We start from the raw sequence: 19,057 nt of genomic DNA, 5'->3' as shown, positions 1-19,057 counted from the left end.
GGGGAGGGGCCCGTCCGATGCGCCGTTTCAGGATCCGACGACCGCGGCTGCCGCGTACCCGCGCGGGGCGGCGGCGGCTGGTGCGGGCGGTGGTCGCGGGATGCGTGCTGGCGCTGCTGCCGGCGACCTGGCTGCACACGACGACGGGCGACCGGCTGCGCACCACCGCCGACGTGCCGCGCGCCGACGTCGCCGTCGTCTTCGGCGCCGGTCTGTGGGACGGGGAGCCGTCGCCGTACCTCGCGCACCGGCTGGACGCGGCGGCCGCGCTGTACCGCGCGGGGCGGATCGAGGTGGTCCTGGTCACCGGCGACAACAGCCGCGAGGACTACGACGAGCCGGACGCGATGCGCGCCTACCTCGTCCGGCACGGCGTCCCCGGCGCGCGGATCGTCAGCGACTACGCGGGCTTCGACACCTGGGACTCCTGCGTGCGCGCGAAGAAGGTCTTCGGCGTGGACCGCGCGGTGCTGATCAGCCAGGGCTTCCACATCCGCCGCGCGGTGGCCCTGTGCCGGGCGGCCGGGGTCGCCCCGTACGGCGTCGGGGTCGACGAGCGGCACGACGCCACCTGGTACCACGGGGGCGTGCGGGAGCTGTTCGCGGCGGGCAAGGCGGCCCTGGACGCGGCCCTCCGCCCGGACCCGCGCTTCCTGGGACCGCAGGAGCCGGGGGTGGAGCGGGCCCTGGCGGACGCGTCCGCGCCGGGGGGCGAGTGACCGCGGCCGGGCCCCCCTCACCGCGGGGTGTGCGGGGCGGGGAGGCCGCCGTACCGGGCGTGTAACAGGGGCCGGCGCGCCGCGTAACACCGGCGGCGCAGGGTGAACCGCATGCAGAACACCGTGACGCCCACGCACTGCCCCTACTGCGCCCTGCAGTGCGGGATGAATCTGACGCCCGCCGCGGACGGGACCGTCGAGGTGAGCGAGCGCGCGGACTTCCCGGTGAACCGGGGCGCGCTGTGCGGGAAGGGGCGTACGGCGCCGCGGGTGCTGTCGTCGCGGGTGCGGCTGACCTCGCCGTTGGTGCGGTCCGGGGACGGCGCGCTGGTGCCGGCCTCCTGGGGGGAGGCGCTGGAGCGGATCGCCGGGGAGCTGGGGCACACGCGCGCGGTGTACGGGGCGGACGCGGTCGGGGTGTTCGGCGGGGGCGGGCTGACCAACGAGAAGGCCTACTCCCTCGGGAAGTTCGCGCGGGTGGTGCTGGGCACCTCCCAGATCGACTACAACGGGCGCTTCTGCATGTCGTCGGCGGCCGCCGCGGGGGGCAGGGCGTTCGGACTGGACCGCGGGCTGCCGTTCCCGCTGGAGGACATCCCGAGGACCGGCTGCGTGATCCTGGTCGGGTCGAACCCGGCGGAGACCATGCCGCCCTCGATGCGGTACTTCACCGAGCTGAAGGAGAACGGCGGCACGCTGATCGTCGTCGACCCGCGCCGCACGAGGACCGCCGAGCAGGCCGACCTGCATCTGGCACCGCGCCCCGGCACGGATCTCGCGCTGGCGCTGGGGCTGCTGCACCTCGTCGTCGCCGAGGGGCGCACCGACGAGGCGTACATCCGGGAGCGCACGGACGGCTGGGAGGAGACCCGGGCCGCGGCGATGGCGCACTGGCCGGAGTACGTGGAGCGCGTCACGGGCGTGTCCGTGCCCCGGCTGCGGGAGGCGGTGCGGATGTTCTGCGAGCCGGAGGCCGCGATGGTGCTGACCGCGCGCGGCCCCGAGCAGCACTCCAAGGGCACCGACACGGTGGGCGCGTGGATCAACCTATGCCTGGCGACGGGCCGGGCGGGCCGGCCGCTGTCGGGGTACGGGTGCCTGACCGGGCAGGGCAACGGGCAGGGCGGGCGCGAACACGGGCAGAAGGCCGACCAGTTGCCCGGATACCGCAAGCTGACCGACCCGGCGGCGCGCGCGCACGTCGCCGGCGTGTGGGGCGTGGACCCGGACAGCCTGCCCGGACCCGGACGCAGCGCCTACGAGCTGCTGGACGCGCTCGGTACGGACATCCGCTCGCTGCTGCTGATGGGCTCCAACCCGGTGGTGTCGGCGCCGCGTGCCGCGCACGTCGAGGAGCGGATCCGCTCGCTGGACTTCCTGGCGGTGTGCGACGTGGTCCTGTCGGAGACGGCCGCGCTCGCCGATGTCGTCCTGCCGGTGACGCAGTGGGCGGAGGAGACGGGCACGACGACGAACCTGGAGGGGCGGGTGCTGCTGCGGCGGCGTGCGATCACCCCGCCGGAGGGCGTCCGCAGCGACCTGGAGGTCCTGCACGAGCTGGCCGCGCGGCTGGGCGGCGGGCGGGAACCGGAGAAGGGGTTCCCGACCGATCCCGAGGAGGTCTTCGAGGAGCTGCGCCGGGCCAGCGCGGGCGGGCCCGCGGACTACTCCGGGATCACCTACCGCAGGCTGGCGGAGGAGAACGGCGTGTTCTGGCCGTGCCCGGCACCGGAGGCGGGGACGGGGACGGACGCACAGGCGGGGACGGGGGCACAGGCGGGGGCGGACGGTCCGGACGGGGCCGCCGGTGACGGGGACGCCGCCCGGCCCGGCAGCCGGGACGGCCGGCCCGACGCACCGGCGCGGGCCGGGGGCCGCCGCGCCGGTGCCGGGCCGGTCCACCCCGGCACCCCCCGGCTGTTCCTCGACCGGTTCGCCACGGAGGACGGCCGGGCGAGGTTCGTGCCGGTCTCGCACCGGGCGATCGCCGAGGAGCCCGACGACGAGTACCCCGTCCTCCTGACCACGGGGCGGGTCGTGGCGCAGTACCAGTCCGGCGCCCAGACCCGGCGCGTCGACGAGCTGAACGCCGCCGCGCCCGGCCCGTTCGTGGAACTGCACCCCCGGCTCGCGGAACGCCTCGGTGTGGCCGAGGGCGACCCGGTGGCCGTGGTGTCCCGGCGGGGCCGGGCGGTGGCACCGGGGCGGATCACCACCGCGATCCGCCCCGACACGGTCTTCATGCCGTTCCACTGGGCCGGCGAGGGCCGCGCCAACACCCTCACCAACCCCGCCCTCGACCCGATCTCCCGCATGCCGGAGTTCAAGGCGTGCGCGGTGCGGGTGGAGGCGGCCGACAGGCCCTGAGACCGGCCGGCCCACGCCGGTGCCGCCCCCGGCGAGCAGGTGGGCGAGGTGGCCGGCGACGCCGGAGGGGCGGTGGACGCCGAGGTCCCTGACCGGGGCGTCCCCGCGGTCCGTGGGTGTACGTCGCCGCGCCCGCCGTCGCGGCGCGGGCGCGGGGAAGCGGACCGGGTGCGGGCGGTGGCCGGACGGCGCGGCGCGGCTGAGAGGGGCGGGTTCCCCGGCGGCGCCCCGGCCGGCGGTCAGCCCGCGTACGGCCTGCGCTCCCGCGCCTCCCGCAACGCCGTCGCCCACCACACCAGCTGGTCCAGCATCGTCTTCGCCGCCGCGTCCGGACCCGCCGGATCCTTCGGGCGGCCCTCGTCGTCGAAGGCCGCCCCCGCGTTGTGGAAGGACACGGTGTCGCGGACGGTGACGGCGTGGAGTTCGGCGAAGACCTGGCGCAGGTGCTCGGCCGCGCGCAGACCGCCGGCGAGTCCGCCGTAGGTGACCAGCGCGACGGGCTTGGCCCGCCACTCGGTGTAGTGCCAGTCGATGAGGTTCTTCAGGCCCGCCGGGAAGGAGTGGTTGTACTCCGGGGTCAGCACCACGAAGGCGTCCGCGCGGGCCAGCTTCGGGGTGACGCCGGCCAGCGCGGCGGTGGCCCGGGAGGTCGGTTCCAGGGTGGTCGGCAGGTCGAGGCCGGCGACGTCCACGACGTCGGCGGTCAGGTCGTCGCGGTCACGGGCACGGTCGAGCAGCCAGTCGGCCACGACGGGCCCGAAGCGGCCGTGCCGGTTGCTGCCGACGACGACGGTGACGTGGAGGGCATCGGTTGCGGTCTTCATACGGCACAGCCTGATACCTCGACCGAACTTGAGGTCAAGTCGTGCCCCGGCCGCCCCGGTCACCCGTTCACAGCCGCGCCGCGCCCCCTTCGGGCACTTTCCGCGCCCGGTCCGGCAGGACGCCGGTGACCTGCTGAAACGCGCTGCGGCGCAGCCGCGTCCGGGCGCGTCCGGCACCCGTTCGGCCCTGCGCCCGACCGTTCCTCGGGAAGCGGTACCCGCCCGGGGGGACTTACCTCGGAGGGGCAGGGACGCGTCCGACGGCGGCACATGGGGGTGCCGCGGGCCGTGGCCCCTTCGTGAGAGCTCGAGGGAGCATCGATGCGACGTACCGCCCGGCTGCTGACCGGCGTGGCCGGCCCCGCGCTCGCCGTGGCCGCCGCGGGACTGCTCGCCGCGCCCGCCCACGCCGCGGGGGCCGACGCCCCGGCCGGCCACCCGCACGGCACGTCGGCCGGGAGCCTGGAGGTGTACCCGTCCTCGGTCGCGCCGGGCGGACAGGTGACCGTGAACACCGCGGCGTGCGACGCCGAAGGGCCGGCGGCGGGCGACGCCTCCGCCGTGGGCGCCGGCCGGTTCACGCTGGCGACGCGCCCGCACGAGCCGGGCCTGGCCGGGCTGTTCCAGGTGCCGCCGGGCGCGCAGCCGGGGACGTACGAGATCGTCGCGACGTGCGCCGGGAGCGACCGGCGGGTGGCCGGTGACCTGGAGGTCACGCTGACGCCCGGCGCGCAGCGGGTGTACCCGCGCGGAAGTGTGAAGACGGGGGTCGGGGGCGCGCTGGGCCCCGACCCCGTGCAGACCGCGGCCGGTGTGACGGCTCTCGCCGTCGCCGCCGCGGGCGGTACCTGGCTCCTGCATCGCCGGGCGAGAGGCGACGGGATCTGACGGGCACCCTCCGCCGCCCGTCCCGCCGGTACCGCACGTCCCCTCCCCCTCCGGGTCCGACGCCCCTCGCGGGCCCGGAGGGGGGTACGGGGCCGACTCGAGACGAGGTCAGCCCGTCATGCGCCGCAGGTTCCGCCGCACCGGGGGTCCGGGCAACGCGGCCATAGCCGCCGCCACCGTGCTCGCCCTGTGCTGCGGCACGTGGCTGCTGCGCGACGGGACCGGGGCGCACGACGCCCCGCCGCAGCCCTCCGCCGCCCAGGGGCACACCGGGACCGGCGGCCACGGCGCGGGCCGGCCCGCGGCGCCCGCGCTGCCGCCCTCCCCGCCCGAGCGGGTGCGCATCCCCGCGATCGGCGTGGACGCGCCGCTGACCGGGCTCGGACTGACAGGCACCGGCAGCCTCGGCGTCCCGCCCGCCGGCCGGAAGAACCTCGCCGGCTGGTACGAGGCCGGCACCACCCCCGGTGAGACGGGCACCGCGGTCATCGCCGGCCACGTCGACGACGCGGACGGCCCCGCCGTCTTCTACTCCCTCGGCGCGCTGCGCAAGGGCGGCACCATCGAGGTGGACCGGCTCGACGGCGGCGTCGCCGAGTTCACGGTGGACGCCGTCGAGGTGTACGACGCGCGGGACTTCCCCGACGAGAAGGTCTACGGCGCGGCGGCCCGCCCCGAACTGCGGGTCATCACCTGCGGCGGGGGCTGGTCACGCACGACCGGGTACCAGGGGAACGTCGTCGTCTACGCCCACCTGACCGGCAGCCGCTGACTCCTGCCGCGCCCCGCGGTAGGCGTCCCCGAGCACGTTCTGCCGCCCCCACGCCCCGAGCGGCTCCAGCGCCGCGTTGAGCGCCGTTCCCCGGGGCGTCAGCGAGTACTCGACGCGGGGCGGTACCTCGTCGTACTCCTCGCGGTGCACGATGCCGTCCGCCTCCAGCTCCCGCAGCTGCGCGGCGAGCACCTTCTCGGTGACCCCGGGCAGGCCCCGGCGCAGTTCGCCGAAGCGGTGCGGCCGCTCGTTCAGCGCCCAGAGGACGAGCACCTTCCACTTGCCCCCGATCACGTCCATCGCCGCGTCGATCCCGCACACGTACGCACCCGGCCGCCGTACCGTCGCCATCCCCGCCATCCCGTCCACCGTCGCTGCCTGCACGCTTTCCCCGGGGTAAGCGCCCACTTCGAAGTACGTACTTGAGCGGGCCCCGCCCCGCGGCGAGCCTGATCGTCATGACCGACAACACCTCCGCCACCGCCCCTGCTTCCCGCCCTCCCCTGACCCTCCTGGGCACCGGCGCCATGGGCACCGCCCTGGCCCGTGCCTGGCTCGCCGCCGGGCACCCGGTGACCGTCTGGAACCGCACCCCCGGCCGCACCGCGGCCCTGGCCGCCGAGGGCGCGACGGTCGCCGCGAGCGCCGCCGGGGCGGTGGCCGCGAACCGCCTGGTGATCGCCTGCCTGCTGGACGACGCCTCCGTCGGCACCGCCCTCGAGGACGCCGACCTGGCCGGACGGGACCTGGTGAACCTCACCACCGGAACCCCGGCCGAGGGCCGCGCCCGCGCCGCCTGGGCCACCTCGCGCGGCGCCCGTTTCCTGGACGGCGGGATCATGGCCGTACCGCCGATGATCGGGCATCCGGAGTCCGGGGGCTATGTCTTCTACAGCGGCTCCGGCGAACTGTTCGAGGAGCACCGCGACACCCTCGCGGTCCCCGCGGGCACCCGGTACGTGGGTGCCGACCCGGGCTTCGCCGCCCTGCACGACGTGGCACTGCTGAGCGCGATGGGCGGACTGTTCGCGGGCGTCACGCACGCCTTCGCGCTGGTCCGCGGCGAGGACATCGCGCCCGGGGACTTCGCGCCGCTGCTCGCCTCCTGGCTCACCGCGATGACCCTGTCCGTGCACCGGACCGCCGAGCAGCTGGAGAGCGGCGACTACACCACGGGCGTGGTCTCCAACCTGGCGATGCAGGCGGCCGGCAACGCCACGCTGCTGCGCACGGCCGAGGAGCAGGGCGTCAGCACGGAACTCCTGAGGCCGTACATGGAGCTGATGACCCGCCACGTCGCCGACGGCCACGGCGACGAGGACACGGCGGGCATGATCGGCCGGCTGGACCTGCGGGGCGGCACCGTCTAGGCCAGCCACTGCTCGTAGGCCAGGTTCGCCACCAGGGCGAAGACGACCGTCAGCAGGACGACGCGGACGAAGCCGCTGCCCTTCCTCAGCGCCGTGTGGGCGCCGAGGGTGCCGCCCGCCAGGTTGAACACGGCCATCACCGCGGCCAGTTGCCACAGCACCGCGCCCTGCCAGGCGAACGTCGCGAGGGCGCCGGCGTTGGTGCAGCAGTTGACGATCTTGGCGGTGGCGGAGGCGGTGACCAGGTCCAGGTGGAGCACGGCGGTGAGCGCCAGGACGAGGAACGTGCCGGTGCCGGGGCCGATGAGACCGTCGTAGAAGCCGATGCCGAGCCCGGCGAGGCCGATCGCCGCGAGGATGCGGCGGCGGCTCGCCGGGCCGGTGGCGGGGGCGGTGCCGAAGGCGGGGCGCAGGATGACGAAGGCCGCCACACCGAGCAGCACCACCATGATCACCGGCTTGAGCACCTCGGTGCTCATCCCGGCCGCGAAGAAGGCCCCGGCCGACGATCCGGCCAGGGCGGCCAGCCCGATGCGCACGGCGGTGCGGACGTCCACGGGCGCCTTGCGGGCGTAGGTCACCGCGGCGCCCGTGGTGCCCACGATCGCGACCGCCTTGTTGGTCCCCAGCGCGTGCGCCGCCGGAGTTCCGGCGGGCAGGCCGAGCAGCAGGGCCGGCAGGAGCAGCAGCCCGCCGCCGCCGACCACGGCGTCGATCCAGCCGGCGGCGAGGGCGGCCAGGCAGAGCAGGACGACCGCGGTCGAGGAGATGTCGGGCATGGCCACGACCCTAAGGACGCGATGGATGTGGCGTCCATCGAGATGAGCGTTTGTTGAGGTTGGCCCCGGCCGTCCTCCTCACCTCCCCGCCCGGCCGCGCCCCGGAACCCTCACACCCGTCCCGCTCCCCCGCTGAGGGCAGCGTTCCGCGCGGGAAACAGAGGGGATGCCGCCGGGTAACACCCGCACCGCACGCTCGATGACATGACCTCGAACGAGCGTGTGGTGGTGATCGGCTCCGGCCTCGCGGGCGTACGACTCGCCCGGCGGCTCGGCGAGCTCGGCACGCCCGTGACGCTGATCGGCGAGGAGGAGCACCGCCCGTACAACCGGGTGCTGCTCGCCGAGGTGCTGGCCGGGCGCTACGGCCCCGAGGTGATCGCCCTTCCGGCGCCCGCGGAGCTGACCCGGGCCCGGGTCACCGGCATCGACCGCGCCGGGCGGACCGTCGCCTGCGCGGACGGTTCGGCGATCGCGTACGGCAGGCTCGTCCTGGCCACCGGCTCCAACCCCGTACTGCCGCCGCTGCGCGGCCTGTTCACCGAGGACCACGAGCTGCCCGAGGGCGTGCACGCGTTCCGCACCATGGACGACTGCCTAGGCCTGGCCAAGGCGGTACGGCCCGGTGTGCGGGCGGTGGTGATCGGCGGCGGGCTGCTCGGGGTCTCCGCGGCCCGCGCGCTCGCCGTGCGCGGCGCGCAGGTCGTCCTCGCCCAGCAGTCCGAACGGCTGATGGAACGCCAGCTCGACCCGGCCGCGTCCGCGCTGGTGGAGCGGCATCTGACCGGGCTCGGCGTCGAGGTGCACACCGAGTGCCGGGTGCGGGACGTGCGCTGCGCCGGCGGCGCGGTCCGCTCCGTGGAGATGTCCGACGGCTACGCGCTGGACGCCGATCTCGTGGTGCTCGCCTGCGGGGTGCACCCGCGGGCCGGGCTCGCCGAGGCGGCCGGGCTGGAGGTCCGCAAGGGCATCGTCGTCGACGACGAGCTCCGCACCTCCGACCCGTACATCCACGCCGTCGGCGACTGCGTCCAGCACGCCGGCACGGTGTACGGACTCGCCGCCCCGGCGCTGGAGCAGGCCGACGCGCTCGCCGCGCTGCTCGCCGGGGACACCGGCGCCCGCTACACCGGCACCCGCTCCCTGACCCGGCTGACCCTCACCGGGTCCGACAGCCCCTTCGACCTCGCCGCGTTCGGCGAGACCGAGGCGCTGCCGGGCGACGACGTCGTCCAGCTCACCGACGCCACCCGGGGCACCCACCGCAAGGTCGTCGTCCGCGACGACCGCCTGGTCGGCGGGGTCCTCGTCGGCGAACTCGGCACCGTCGGCGCCCTCGCGCGCGCCTGGGAGGGAGCAGAGCCGCTCCCCTCCGGCGGCGGGCCCCTGCTCCACCTGCTCACCCATGACGGAGGCTCCTGATGTCCACGGACACACCGACCATCGTGCTCGTCGGCCACGGCATGGTCGGCCAGCGTTTCCTCCAGGCGCTGGCCCAGCGCGGCCTGACCGCCACGCACCGCGTGGTCGTGCTGTGCGAGGAACCGCGGCCGGCCTACGACCGCGTGGCGCTCACCTCGTACTTCTCGGGCAGGACCCCCGAGGACCTGTCCCTGACGGACCCGGCGTTCCTCGAGGAACACGGCATCGAGCTGCACATCGGCGACCCGGCGGAGACGGTCGACCGCGCGGCGCGCAGGGTGCGGGCCCGCTCCGGGCTGACCGTCGACTACGACGTCCTGGTGCTGGCCACCGGCTCCTACCCGTTCGTGCCGCCGGTGCCGAACAAGGACGCCGAGGGCTGCTTCGTCTACCGCACGATCGAGGACCTGCTCGCGATCGAGGAGTACGCGAGGAGGGCGACGACCGGCGCCGTGGTGGGCGGCGGTCTGCTCGGCCTGGAGGCGGCGGGCGCGCTCAAGGGCCTCGGACTCACCTCCCACATCGTGGAGTTCGCGCCCCGCCTGATGCCCGTGCAGGTCGACGAGGGCGGCGGCGCGGCGCTGCTGCGCACCATCGAGGACATGGGCCTGTCCGTCCACACCGGCGTCGGCACGCAGGAGATCGTGGTCGGCGAGGACGGCGCGGTCACCGGGATGAGGCTGTCCGACGGTTCCGAACTCGCCACCGACCTGGTGGTGTTCTCCGCCGGTGTCCGCCCCCGCGACCAGCTCGCCCGCGACTGCGGGCTGACCGTCGGCGAGCGCGGCGGCATCGCGGTCGACGAGCGGTGCCGCACGGTCACCGACCCGCACGTCTTCGCGATCGGCGAGTGCGCGCTGGCCGCCGACGGCCGGGTGTACGGCCTGGTCGCCCCGGGCTACGAGCAGGCCGAGACGGCCGCCGCGACGATCGCCGCCGACGAGGCGTCCTTCACCGGCGCGGACCTGTCCACCAAGCTGAAGCTGCTCGGCGTGGACGTGGCCTCCTTCGGCGACGCGCACGGCGCCACCGCCGGCTGCCTGGACGTCGTCTACTCCGACTCCCGGGCCGGCCTGTACAAGAAGCTGGTCATCGGCCGGGACGGCACGCTGCTCGGCGGCATCCTGGTCGGCGACGCGGAGGCGTACGGCACGCTGAAGGCCTTCACCGGCTCGGTCCCGCCCGTCTCCCCCGAGTCGCTGGTGCTGCCCGCCGGCGCCGGCGCGCCCGCCCAGCTCGGCCCGGCCGCGCTGCCGGACGACGCGATCATCTGCTCCTGCAACAACGTCCGCAAGGGCACGATCCGCGGCGCGGTCACCGAGCACCGCTGCACCACCGTGCCCGAGGTGAAGAAGTGCACCAAGGCCGGTACGACGTGCGGCAGTTGCGTCAAGGTGCTCGGCCAGCTGATCACCGCCGAGCTGGAGGCGAGCGGCGTCGAGGTCGACAAGGGCCTGTGCGGCTGCTTCGCCCGGACCCGCGAGGAGCTGTACGAGATCGTCCTCGCCCTGCGCATCACCTCCTACCGGGACCTCCTCGACCGGCACGGCCGTGAAGCGGCCCGGGGCGGCGACGGCTGCGAGGTCTGCAAGCCGGCGGTCGGCTCGATCATCGCCTCCCTCGCCCCGGTGATCGGCGCCGGCACCCACGTCCTGGACGGCGAGCAGGCGGCCCTGCAGGACACCAACGACCACTTCCTGGCCAACCTGCAGAAGAACGGCTCGTACTCGGTCGTGCCCCGCATCCCCGGCGGCGAGATCGCCCCGGAGAAGCTGATCGTGATCGGCGAGATCGCCCGCGACTTCGGCCTCTACACGAAGATCACCGGTGGGCAGCGCATCGACATGTTCGGCGCGCGGGTCGAGCAGCTCCCGCTGATCTGGACCCGCCTGGTGGACGCCGGCTTCGAGTCCGGCCACGCCTACGGCAAGTCGCTGCGCACGGTGAAGTCCTGCGTGGGGCAGACCTGGTGCCGCTACGGCGTGCAGGACTCCGTGCGCATGGCGATCGACCTGGAGCTGCGCTACCGGGGGCTCAGGTCGCCGCACAAGCTCAAGTCGGCGGTCTCCGGCTGCCAGCGCGAGTGCGCGGAGGCCCGGTCCAAGGACTTCGGCGTCATCGCCACCGCGGGCGGCTGGAACCTGTACGTCGGCGGCAACGGCGGCGCCACCCCGCGCCACGCGGACCTGCTCGCGCAGGACCTCTCCGACGCCGGACTGATCCGCCTGATCGACCGGTTCCTGATGTTCTACATCCGCACCGCCGACCGTCTGGAGCGCACCAGCGTGTGGCTGGACCGGCTCCCCGGCGGCCTGGACCACGTACGGGACGTGGTGGTGCACGACTCCCTCGGCATCTGCGACGAACTGGAGTCGCTGATGGCCGCGCACGTCTCCCACTACCGCGACGAGTGGGCCGAGACCATCGACGACCCGGAGAAGCTCGCCCGGTTCGTGTCGTTCGTGAACGCGCCCGACACCCCCGACCCGGTGGTCGCGTTCGTCCCCGAGCGCGACCAGATCAAGCCCGACCTGCCGCTGCTGGCCATCGGCCTCCGGCCCTCCGACGACATCCTGGAAGGAAGCGCCGCGCGATGACCCTGACGCTCGAGACCACCGATCTGAAGGTCCGGCTCCGCCTGGCGGAGGGCTGGTTCACGGTCTGCGACCTGAGCACGCTGCTCCCCGGCCGGGGGGTGGCGGCCCTCCTCCCCGACGGCCGGCAGGCCGCCGTCTTCGCCGACCGCGCCGGTCGCCTCTACGCCATCGACAACCGCGACCCCTTCACCGGCGCGGCGGTCCTCTCCCGCGGCCTGACCGGCACCCACCAGGGCCGGCCCTTCGTCGCCTCGCCGTTGCTCAAGCAGCGCTTCGACCTGGAGTCGGGCCGGTGCCTGGACGACGAGACGGTGCGGGTGACGGCGTACGAGGCGGAGGCGGCCTGACGGCGCGGGGGCCCGTCGAGTTCCCGCTGCCGGGCGGCCGGCCGCCCGAGGGCGTCACCATCGGCGGCGCGCGTGCGCCTGCCCGGGCTCCCGCGCCGACGGCGCGCTCCACCGCCCCGGCCCGCGCCCCGGCCGGGGCGCCGTCCTCCACGGGGGCGTCCCGGGCCCATGGCGTCCACCGCGCGGACACCGGCCATCCTCCCGTGCCACCGCGTCCATGGCATGTTCATTCCACTCCCTTAGATTCCTCCCCGCACGTCCCCGCCGCCGGCCGGCGGCGGGGCGGTCACGGGACACCCGGGAGCGACAGTGGAACGCCGTACCTTCCTTCGCGCGACCGCCCTCGGCGGTACCTCCGCCGTGCTCGGCGGAACCTTGTGGCGGGGCGCGGCCCACGCCGCCCCGGCCCAGCCCGGCGCAGGCCCCTACGGCCCCCTCGGGGCGGCGGACGCGAACGGGATCAGCCTGCCCGCCGGCTTCACCTGCCGGGTCGTCGCCCGCTCCGGCCGCACGGTCGCCGGCACCTCGTACACCTGGCACAACGCCCCCGACGGCGGCGCCTGTTACGCGGACGGCGCCGGCTGGATCTACGTCTCCAACTCGGAGATCAACCCCTCGGGCGGGGCGAGCGCGCTGAGGTTCTCGGCCACCGGCGCGATCACGGGCGCGTACCGCGTGCTGTCCGGCACCCGGCAGAACTGCGCGGGCGGGAAGACCCCGTGGAACACCTGGCTGTCCTGCGAGGAGGTGGACCGGGGGTACGTCTACGAGACCGACCCGTGGGGGGTGAAGGCGGCCGTCCGCCGGGACGCCATGGGGCGCTTCAAGCACGAGGCGGCGGCCGCCGACCCGGTGCGCAAGGTGATCTACCTGACCGAGGACGTGTCGGACGGCTGCTTCTACCGCTTCCGGCCCACCACCTGGGGCGACCTGTCGTCGGGCACGCTGGAGGTGCTGGTCGCCGGCAGCGGCACCAGCGGTCCGGTGAGCTGGTCGCGGGTCCCGGACCCGTCGGGGGCGACCGCCACCCGCAACCAGGTCTCCGGCGCCAAGCGCTTCAACGGCGGCGAGGGCTGCTACTACGCGGACGACACCTGCTGGTTCACCACGAAGGGCGACAACCGCGTCTGGCGGTACGACGCCTCCGCCCAGACCGTCGAACTCGCCTACGACGACTCGCTGGTGACGGGCGGCACGGCCCCGCTGACCGGCGTCGACAACGTCACCGGCACCTCCTCCGGCGACCTCTTCGTGGCCGAGGACGGCGGCACCATGGAGATCTGCGTCATCACGCCCGACGACGTGGTGGCCCCCTTCCTGCGCGTCGGCGGCCAGTCCGGCTCCGAGATCACCGGCCCCGCCTTCTCCCCGGACGGCAGCCGCCTGTACTTCTCCAGCCAGCGCGGTACGAGCGGCAGTTCGACCGGCGGCATCACGTACGAGGTGAAGGGACCCTTCCGAGTGTAACGAGGGGTTCGAAACGGAGAGTTACCCTTCGGTCACGTCACGTTCGCATCACGGGTCCTCCGTAACCCCGTCGCACCACGAGCCCCCCAGTAGCTTCGACAGCCTCGCACCGCACACGCACCATCTGGGGGGCTCCCTGTGAATCCGTTCCACAAGTCCGCTGCCGTGGCCGTTGCCGCGCTGGCACTGGCGGCGCTGCCGGTCACTGCCGAGGCACACGGCGGCAACACCCCGTTCGAGAACTGCTCCGAGGCGTACGCCAACGGGCACGCCCACATCCCCGTGACGAGCGGCCACTACGGCAAGCACCTGGACCGGGACGGCGACGGCATCGGCTGCGACCGGCCCCCGGCGGACTTCGTCCCCGCGACGGAGGACGACGACACCGGCGACACCGGCGACACCGGCACCGGCGACGGCGCCGGGAGCACCGGCACGGACACCGGCGCCGACGACCGGGGCGGCGGCACCGACCTCGCCGAGACCGGTGGCAGCGACGCCACCCCGTACATCGCGGCCGGCGGTGCCGCCGTGCTCCTCGCGGGCGGCGGCGTGCTGTTCACGGCCCGCAGGCGGCGCGGGAACCGCTGACGCCGTAGCCGGTCCGGGCACGCGGGAGGGCGGCACCCCCGCACGGGTACCGCCCTCCCCTTCGTGCTCCGGAGCCGCCGCCGACCGGTGAGGGCCGGGTGGCGGACAACGGCTCCGGAGCCCAACGGGCCCCGGAGGGCTCAGCGGTGGTCGCTGCCCGTCGACGCGACCGCCGCGCGGCCGGCCTCCAGCCGGGCGACCGGGATCCGGAACGGGGAGCAGGAGACGTAGTCCAGGCCGACCTCGTGGAAGAAGTGGACCGACTCCGGGTCGCCGCCGTGCTCGCCGCAGACGCCGAGCTTCAGGTCGGGGCGGGTCGCCCGGCCGGCCCTGGCGGCGAGCTTCACCAGGGAGCCGACACCGTCCTGGTCGATCGTCTCGAACGGCGACACCCCGAAGATGCCCTTCTCCAGGTACGCCGTGAAGAACGAGGCCTCCACGTCGTCCCGGGAGAAGCCCCACACCGTCTGGGTGAGGTCGTTGGTGCCGAAGGAGAAGAACTCCGCCGCCTCCGCGATCTGTCCGGCGGTCAGCGCGGCGCGCGGCAGCTCGATCATCGTGCCGATGGCGAGCCTCAGCCCGGTGCCGGTGGCCGCCTCGACCTCGGCGATGACCTTGTCGGCCTCCTCGCGGACGATCTCCAGTTCCTGGACCGTGCCGACCAGCGGGATCATGATCTCCGCCCGCGGGTCGCCCTTGGCCGCCTTGCGTTCGGCCGCCGCCTCCGCGATGGCCCGCACCTGCATGGTGAACAGGCCCGGGATGACCAGGCCGAGCCGGACACCGCGCAGGCCCAGCATCGGGTTCTGCTCGTGCAGCCGGTGCACGGCCTGGAGCAGCCGCAGCTCGTTCTCGTGCGGCTCCTGCCGGGACTCCGCGAGGGCGACGCGTACCGACAGCTCGGTGATGTCGGGCAGGAACTCGTGCAGCGGCGGGTCGAGCAGGCGGATGGTGACGGGGAGGCCGTCCATCGCCTCGAACAGCTCGACGAAGTCCCGCTTCTGCAGCGGGAGCAGCGCCTTGAGGGACTCCTCGCGCTCGGTCTCGGTGTCGGCCAGGATCAGCCGCTCCACCAGCCCGCGCCGGTCGCCGAGGAACATGTGCTCGGTGCGGCACAGGCCGATGCCCTGGGCGCCGAACCTCCGCGCCCGCAGGGCGTCCTCGGCGTTGTCGGCGTTGGCGCGCACCCGCAGCCGGCGCTTGCGGTCGGCGAAGGCCATCATCCGGTGCACGGCCTCGACCAGTTCGTCGGCGTCGTCGGCGCCCGGGTGCATCCGGCCCTCGAAGTACTCCACGACCGGGGAGGGGACGACCGGGACCTCGCCGAGGTACACCCTGCCCGTCGAGCCGTCGATGGAGACGACGTCGCCCTCCTCGACCACGTGCCCGCCGGGGACGGTCATCCGGCGGCGCTTGGTGTCGACCTCCAGCTCCTCCGCGCCGCACACACAGGTCTTGCCCATGCCGCGGGCGACCACGGCCGCGTGGGAGGTCTTGCCGCCGCGCGAGGTGAGGATGCCCTCGGCCGCGATCATGCCGTCGAGGTCGTCGGGGTTGGTCTCGCGGCGGATCAGGATGACCTGCTCGCCGGAGCGGGACCACTTGACGGCGGTGTAGGAGTCGAAGACCGCCTTGCCGACGGCCGCGCCCGGGGAGGCCGCGATGCCGCGCCCGACCTGCTCGACCCCCTTCCCGCCGCGGGCGTACCCGTCGTCGAAGCGCGGGAACATCAGCTGGGCGAGCTGGGCGCCGTTGACGCGGGTGAGTGCCTCGGCCTCGTCGATCAGGCCCTGGTCCACCAGCTGGGTGGCGATGCGGAAGGCGGCGCCCGCGGTGCGCTTGCCGACGCGGGTCTGCAGCATCCACAGCCGGCCGCGCTCGATGGTGAACTCGATGTCGCAGAGATCCCTGTAGTGGTTCTCCAGGGTCTCCATGATCTGCATCAGCTGGTCGTAGGACCGCTTGTCGATGCGCTCCAGCTCCGCGAGCGGCACGGTGTTGCGGATGCCCGCGACGACGTCCTCGCCCTGGGCGTTCTGCAGGTAGTCGCCGTAGACGCCCTGGTGGCCGGAGGCGGGGTCACGGGTGAAGGCGACACCGGTGCCGGAGTCCGGGCCGAGGTTGCCGAAGACCATGGAGCAGACGTTGACGGCGGTGCCGAGGTCGTGGGGGATGCGCTCCTGACGGCGGTAGAGCTTGGCGCGGTCGCCGTTCCAGGAGTCGAAGACCGCCTTGATGGCGAGGTCCATCTGCTCGCGCGGGTCCTGCGGGAAGTCCCGGCCGGCCTCGGTCCTGACGATCTTCTTGAACCTGGTGACCAGCTTCTTGAGGTCGGCGGCCTCCAGCTCGGTGTCGACGGTGACCTCCTTGGCCGCCTTCGCCGCCTCCAGCGCGTCCTCGAAGAGCTCGCCGTCGACACCGAGGACGGTCTTGCCGAACATCTGGATGAGGCGCCGGTAGGAGTCCCAGGCGAACCGGTCGTCGCCGGCCTGCCGGGCCAGGCCCTGCACCGACCTGTCGGAGAGGCCGATGTTCAGGACGGTGTCCATCATGCCCGGCATGGAGAACTTGGCACCGGAGCGGACCGACACGAGGAGGGGGTCGTCGGCCTGTCCGAGCTTCTTGCCCATCCGCTGCTCGAGGGCGTCGAGGTGCGCACTCACCTCGTCACGCAGTGCCGCGGGCTCCTCACCGCTGTCCAGGTAGACCTTGCAAGCCTCCGTGGTGATGGTGAAGCCGGGCGGGACGGGAAGGCCCAGCTTGGTCATCTCGGCGAGGTTGGCACCCTTGCCGCCGAGCAGGTCCTTGAGGTCCTTGTTGCCCTCGGTGAAGTCGTAGACGAACTTCACGTCCTCAACGCTCGCGCCCGGCTGAGCTACCTGGAGATCTTTGTTTTCCGACACGGGTCTCGACTCCTCGAGGACGCGGTGGCTGCCCTGACGGCGAGGAACATACCCAGATCAAAGGCGTCTGGGTACGTCTACTCGAGCGTCATGCGACTGTAACCACCCGTCCGCCAGCGGATCGAAAGTCAAAGGCTGGCAAGCGGTCACGGTCGAGTGTTTTCACCTCTTGAACGCACACTCCTCCCCGAGGACCACGGGAGCGCTCATGCGAGCGACATCCTCTACGTTTGATTTCGCTCGATGAACGATCAAGAGGTGGCACCGAGTGCCACCCTTTGAGACTTGCAGCCGCTCATGATCTGCTCATCTGAGCACCACCCTTATCAAGGGTGGCGAGAATCACGCTGTCACACCGAGCCGGATTCCACCATGCGGACCCGTTCCCGCACCTGACCCGCCCCCGCGGATGAACGCGCCGACCGGCCCGCCCGTACGGAACGTCGGCGGGCCCGGGCCCCACACCGGGTCCGCCCCCTCACCGCGCCTCCGCACGGAGGGAACTCCCGGGTCGCCCGTCCTCACGCGCCGCCGCGCCTCCCCTCGCCGCCCGCCCCGTCCGCCGGGGCCGCCACGTCCTCGCCGCCGCCCGCGGTGTCGGCGCCCCGCCGGTGCCGACACCGCCGCCAAGGACCCGGAGGAGCGGGAGAGGACCGGCGACGGGAACCGGAGGGGAAGCACTCAGGCCGGCCGCGGAGGCGCCGGTGCGGCGGACGGACGCGTCGCGCGGGCGCTCCCTGACCGCCTGCGGCTCCGGCCCCCGCCCGGCCGGGGGCCGATCAGCCGCCGGAGGTGTCGAGTTCGGCGTCCTCACCGACGCCCGCGCAGTCGTAGGGGTCCTTCAGCCAGCCGTCCGGCAGCACCACCCGGTTGTTGCCGGAGGTACGGCCGCGGGGGCCGTCGGCACCGTCCGGCCAGGGCTGGCCGAGGTCCAGCTCGTCGAGCCCGGCCCGCAGTTCCGCCAGCGAGGAGGTGACCGCGAGCCGCCTGCGCATCTGCGAGCCGACCGCGAAGCCCTTCAGGTACCAGGCGACGTGCTTGCGGAAGTCGATCACGCCGCGGGACTCGTCGCCGAGCCACTCGCCGAGCAGCGCGGCGTGCCGGACCATGACGTCGGCCACCTCGCGCAGGGCGGGCCGCGCGCTGTCCCCGGGGCGCCCCTCGAAGGCCGCGACCAGGTCCGCGAACAGCCACGGCCGGCCCAGGCAGCCCCGGCCCACGACCACGCCGTCGCAGCCCGTCTCGCGCACCATCCTGAGCGCGTCCCCGGCCGACCAGATGTCGCCGTTGCCGAGCACCGGGATCTCCGGGACGTGCTCCTTCAGCCGGGCGATGGCCTCCCAGTCGGCGGTGCCGCCGTAGTGCTGGGCGGCCGTGCGGCCGTGCAGCGCGATGGCGGTCACGCCCTCCTCGACGGCGATCCGGCCGGCGTCCAGGTAGGTGAGGTGGCCGTCGTCGATGCCCTTGCGCATCTTCATCGTCACCGGCAGGTCACCGGCCCCGGCGACCGCCTCGCGCAGGATGGCCCGCAGCAGGTTCCGCTTGTAGGGGAGGGCCGAACCGCCGCCCTTGCGGGTCACCTTGGGGACCGGGCAGCCGAAGTTGAGGTCGATGTGGTCGGCGAGGTCCTCCTCCGCGATCATGCGGACGGCCTTGCCGACGGTCACCGGGTCGACGCCGTACAGCTGGATGGAGCGGGGCTCCTCGCTCGCGTCGAACCTGATCAGCTGCATGGTCTTGTCGTTGCGCTCGACCAGCGCCCGGGTGGTGATCATCTCGCTGACGAACAGGCCCTTGCCGCCGGTGAACTCCCGGCACAGGGTGCGGAAGGGCGCGTTGGTGATCCCGGCCATGGGGGCGAGCACCACGGGCGGCCGGACCGCGTGCGGGCCGATGCGCAGGGTCGGGTTCGTCGTCGGCGAGGGCGTGGACATTCCCCCATTGTCCCGCATGCCGCGAGGTGCCCGGTGCGCAGCCCGTGTAGATGCCATTAGTTAGCCGCACTATCGAA

General features: G+C 74.0%; 15 protein-coding genes. 10 read left to right on the top strand and 5 right to left on the bottom strand.

Features of this window, described 5'->3' with window-relative positions; all coding sequences use genetic code 11:
- Nucleotides 1-17 precede the first annotated feature (17 nt).
- Both ACF07S_RS05915 and ACF07S_RS05910 read left to right on the top strand, forming a co-directional pair.
- Nucleotides 18-719: a vancomycin high temperature exclusion protein gene (locus ACF07S_RS05915; RefSeq protein WP_391973517.1), complete on the top strand. Its 702-nt coding sequence runs from the start codon at nt 18-20 to the stop codon at nt 717-719.
- Between the two features lie 111 nt (nt 720-830).
- The gene (locus ACF07S_RS05910; RefSeq protein WP_391973516.1) at nt 831-3,086 is read left to right on the top strand and encodes a molybdopterin oxidoreductase family protein; all 2,256 of its coding nucleotides are present in this window, start codon (nt 831-833) and stop codon (nt 3,084-3,086) included.
- A 239-nt stretch (nt 3,087-3,325) separates the two neighbouring features.
- On the opposite strand, the gene ACF07S_RS05905 is transcribed toward ACF07S_RS05910, so the two are convergent.
- The gene (locus ACF07S_RS05905; protein ID WP_391962055.1) at nt 3,326-3,910 is read right to left on the bottom strand and encodes an NADPH-dependent FMN reductase; all 585 of its coding nucleotides are present in this window, start codon (nt 3,908-3,910) and stop codon (nt 3,326-3,328) included.
- Nucleotides 3,911-4,231: 321 nt separating this feature from the next.
- On the opposite strand from ACF07S_RS05905, the gene ACF07S_RS05900 reads away from it, so the two are divergent.
- On the top strand, nt 4,232-4,798 hold the full coding sequence (locus ACF07S_RS05900; protein WP_391973515.1) for a hypothetical protein: 567 nt from the start codon (nt 4,232-4,234) through the stop codon (nt 4,796-4,798).
- A 118-nt stretch (nt 4,799-4,916) separates the two neighbouring features.
- Complete coding sequence (locus ACF07S_RS05895) at nt 4,917-5,570, top strand: class F sortase (protein WP_391962057.1); 654 nt, start codon at nt 4,917-4,919, stop codon at nt 5,568-5,570.
- Here ACF07S_RS05895 and ACF07S_RS05890 read toward each other — a convergent pair.
- Nucleotides 5,508-5,921, bottom strand: a complete 414-nt coding sequence (locus ACF07S_RS05890; RefSeq protein ID WP_391962474.1) for a winged helix-turn-helix transcriptional regulator — start codon at nt 5,919-5,921, stop codon at nt 5,508-5,510. The two genes, ACF07S_RS05895 and ACF07S_RS05890, sit on opposite strands and share 63 nt — an antisense overlap.
- A gap of 107 nt (nt 5,922-6,028) precedes the next feature.
- On the opposite strand from ACF07S_RS05890, the gene ACF07S_RS05885 reads away from it, so the two are divergent.
- A complete protein-coding gene (locus ACF07S_RS05885) occupies nt 6,029-6,940 on the top strand; it encodes an NAD(P)-dependent oxidoreductase (RefSeq protein WP_391973514.1) in 912 nt (303 codons plus the stop codon).
- On the opposite strand, the gene ACF07S_RS05880 is transcribed toward ACF07S_RS05885, so the two are convergent.
- On the bottom strand, nt 6,937-7,719 hold the full coding sequence (locus ACF07S_RS05880; protein ID WP_391962059.1) for a sulfite exporter TauE/SafE family protein: 783 nt from the start codon (nt 7,717-7,719) through the stop codon (nt 6,937-6,939). The two genes, ACF07S_RS05885 and ACF07S_RS05880, sit on opposite strands and share 4 nt — an antisense overlap.
- A 204-nt stretch (nt 7,720-7,923) precedes the next feature.
- Between ACF07S_RS05880 and ACF07S_RS05875 the strand changes: the two genes are divergently transcribed.
- The 5 genes from ACF07S_RS05875 (at nt 7,924) to ACF07S_RS05855 (ending at nt 14,143) form a co-directional block, all read left to right on the top strand.
- The gene (locus ACF07S_RS05875) at nt 7,924-9,141 is read left to right on the top strand and encodes an NAD(P)/FAD-dependent oxidoreductase (protein ID WP_391962060.1); all 1,218 of its coding nucleotides are present in this window, start codon (nt 7,924-7,926) and stop codon (nt 9,139-9,141) included.
- On the top strand, nt 9,141-11,738 hold the full coding sequence (gene nirB / locus ACF07S_RS05870; RefSeq protein WP_391973513.1) for a nitrite reductase large subunit NirB: 2,598 nt from the start codon (nt 9,141-9,143) through the stop codon (nt 11,736-11,738). The genes ACF07S_RS05875 and nirB overlap by 1 nt, the downstream gene beginning before the upstream one ends.
- Entirely contained in the window at nt 11,735-12,085 is a 351-nt protein-coding gene (nirD, locus tag ACF07S_RS05865) for a nitrite reductase small subunit NirD (protein WP_391962062.1), read from the top strand. The genes nirB and nirD overlap by 4 nt, the downstream gene beginning before the upstream one ends.
- A gap of 309 nt (nt 12,086-12,394) precedes the next feature.
- Nucleotides 12,395-13,552 (top strand): alkaline phosphatase PhoX, encoded by a 1,158-nt coding sequence (locus ACF07S_RS05860; protein WP_391962063.1) that lies wholly within the window; start codon nt 12,395-12,397, stop codon nt 13,550-13,552.
- 138 nt (nt 13,553-13,690) lie between these two features.
- A complete protein-coding gene (locus tag ACF07S_RS05855) occupies nt 13,691-14,143 on the top strand; it encodes an LAETG motif-containing sortase-dependent surface protein (RefSeq protein ID WP_391962064.1) in 453 nt (150 codons plus the stop codon).
- A 140-nt stretch (nt 14,144-14,283) separates the two neighbouring features.
- Here ACF07S_RS05855 and ppdK read toward each other — a convergent pair whose 3' ends face one another.
- Both ppdK and dusB read right to left on the bottom strand, forming a co-directional pair.
- Nucleotides 14,284-17,046, bottom strand: coding sequence for a pyruvate, phosphate dikinase (gene ppdK, locus ACF07S_RS05850; RefSeq protein ID WP_391962065.1), 2,763 nt, complete (start codon nt 17,044-17,046; stop codon nt 14,284-14,286).
- A gap of 779 nt (nt 17,047-17,825) precedes the next feature.
- Nucleotides 17,826-18,980 carry a tRNA dihydrouridine synthase DusB gene (gene dusB / locus ACF07S_RS05845; RefSeq protein ID WP_391962066.1) on the bottom strand — a complete coding sequence of 385 codons (1,155 nt, stop codon included), beginning with the start codon at nt 18,978-18,980 and terminating at the stop codon, nt 17,826-17,828.
- Nucleotides 18,981-19,057 lie beyond the last annotated feature (77 nt).

This window comes from Streptomyces sp. NPDC016640 (assembly GCF_043076215.1).
Classification (GTDB): Bacteria; Actinomycetota; Actinomycetes; order Streptomycetales; family Streptomycetaceae; genus Streptomyces.
Note: the sequence above shows the minus strand (reverse complement) of the source record. Positions and strands in the feature narration are given on the sequence as shown.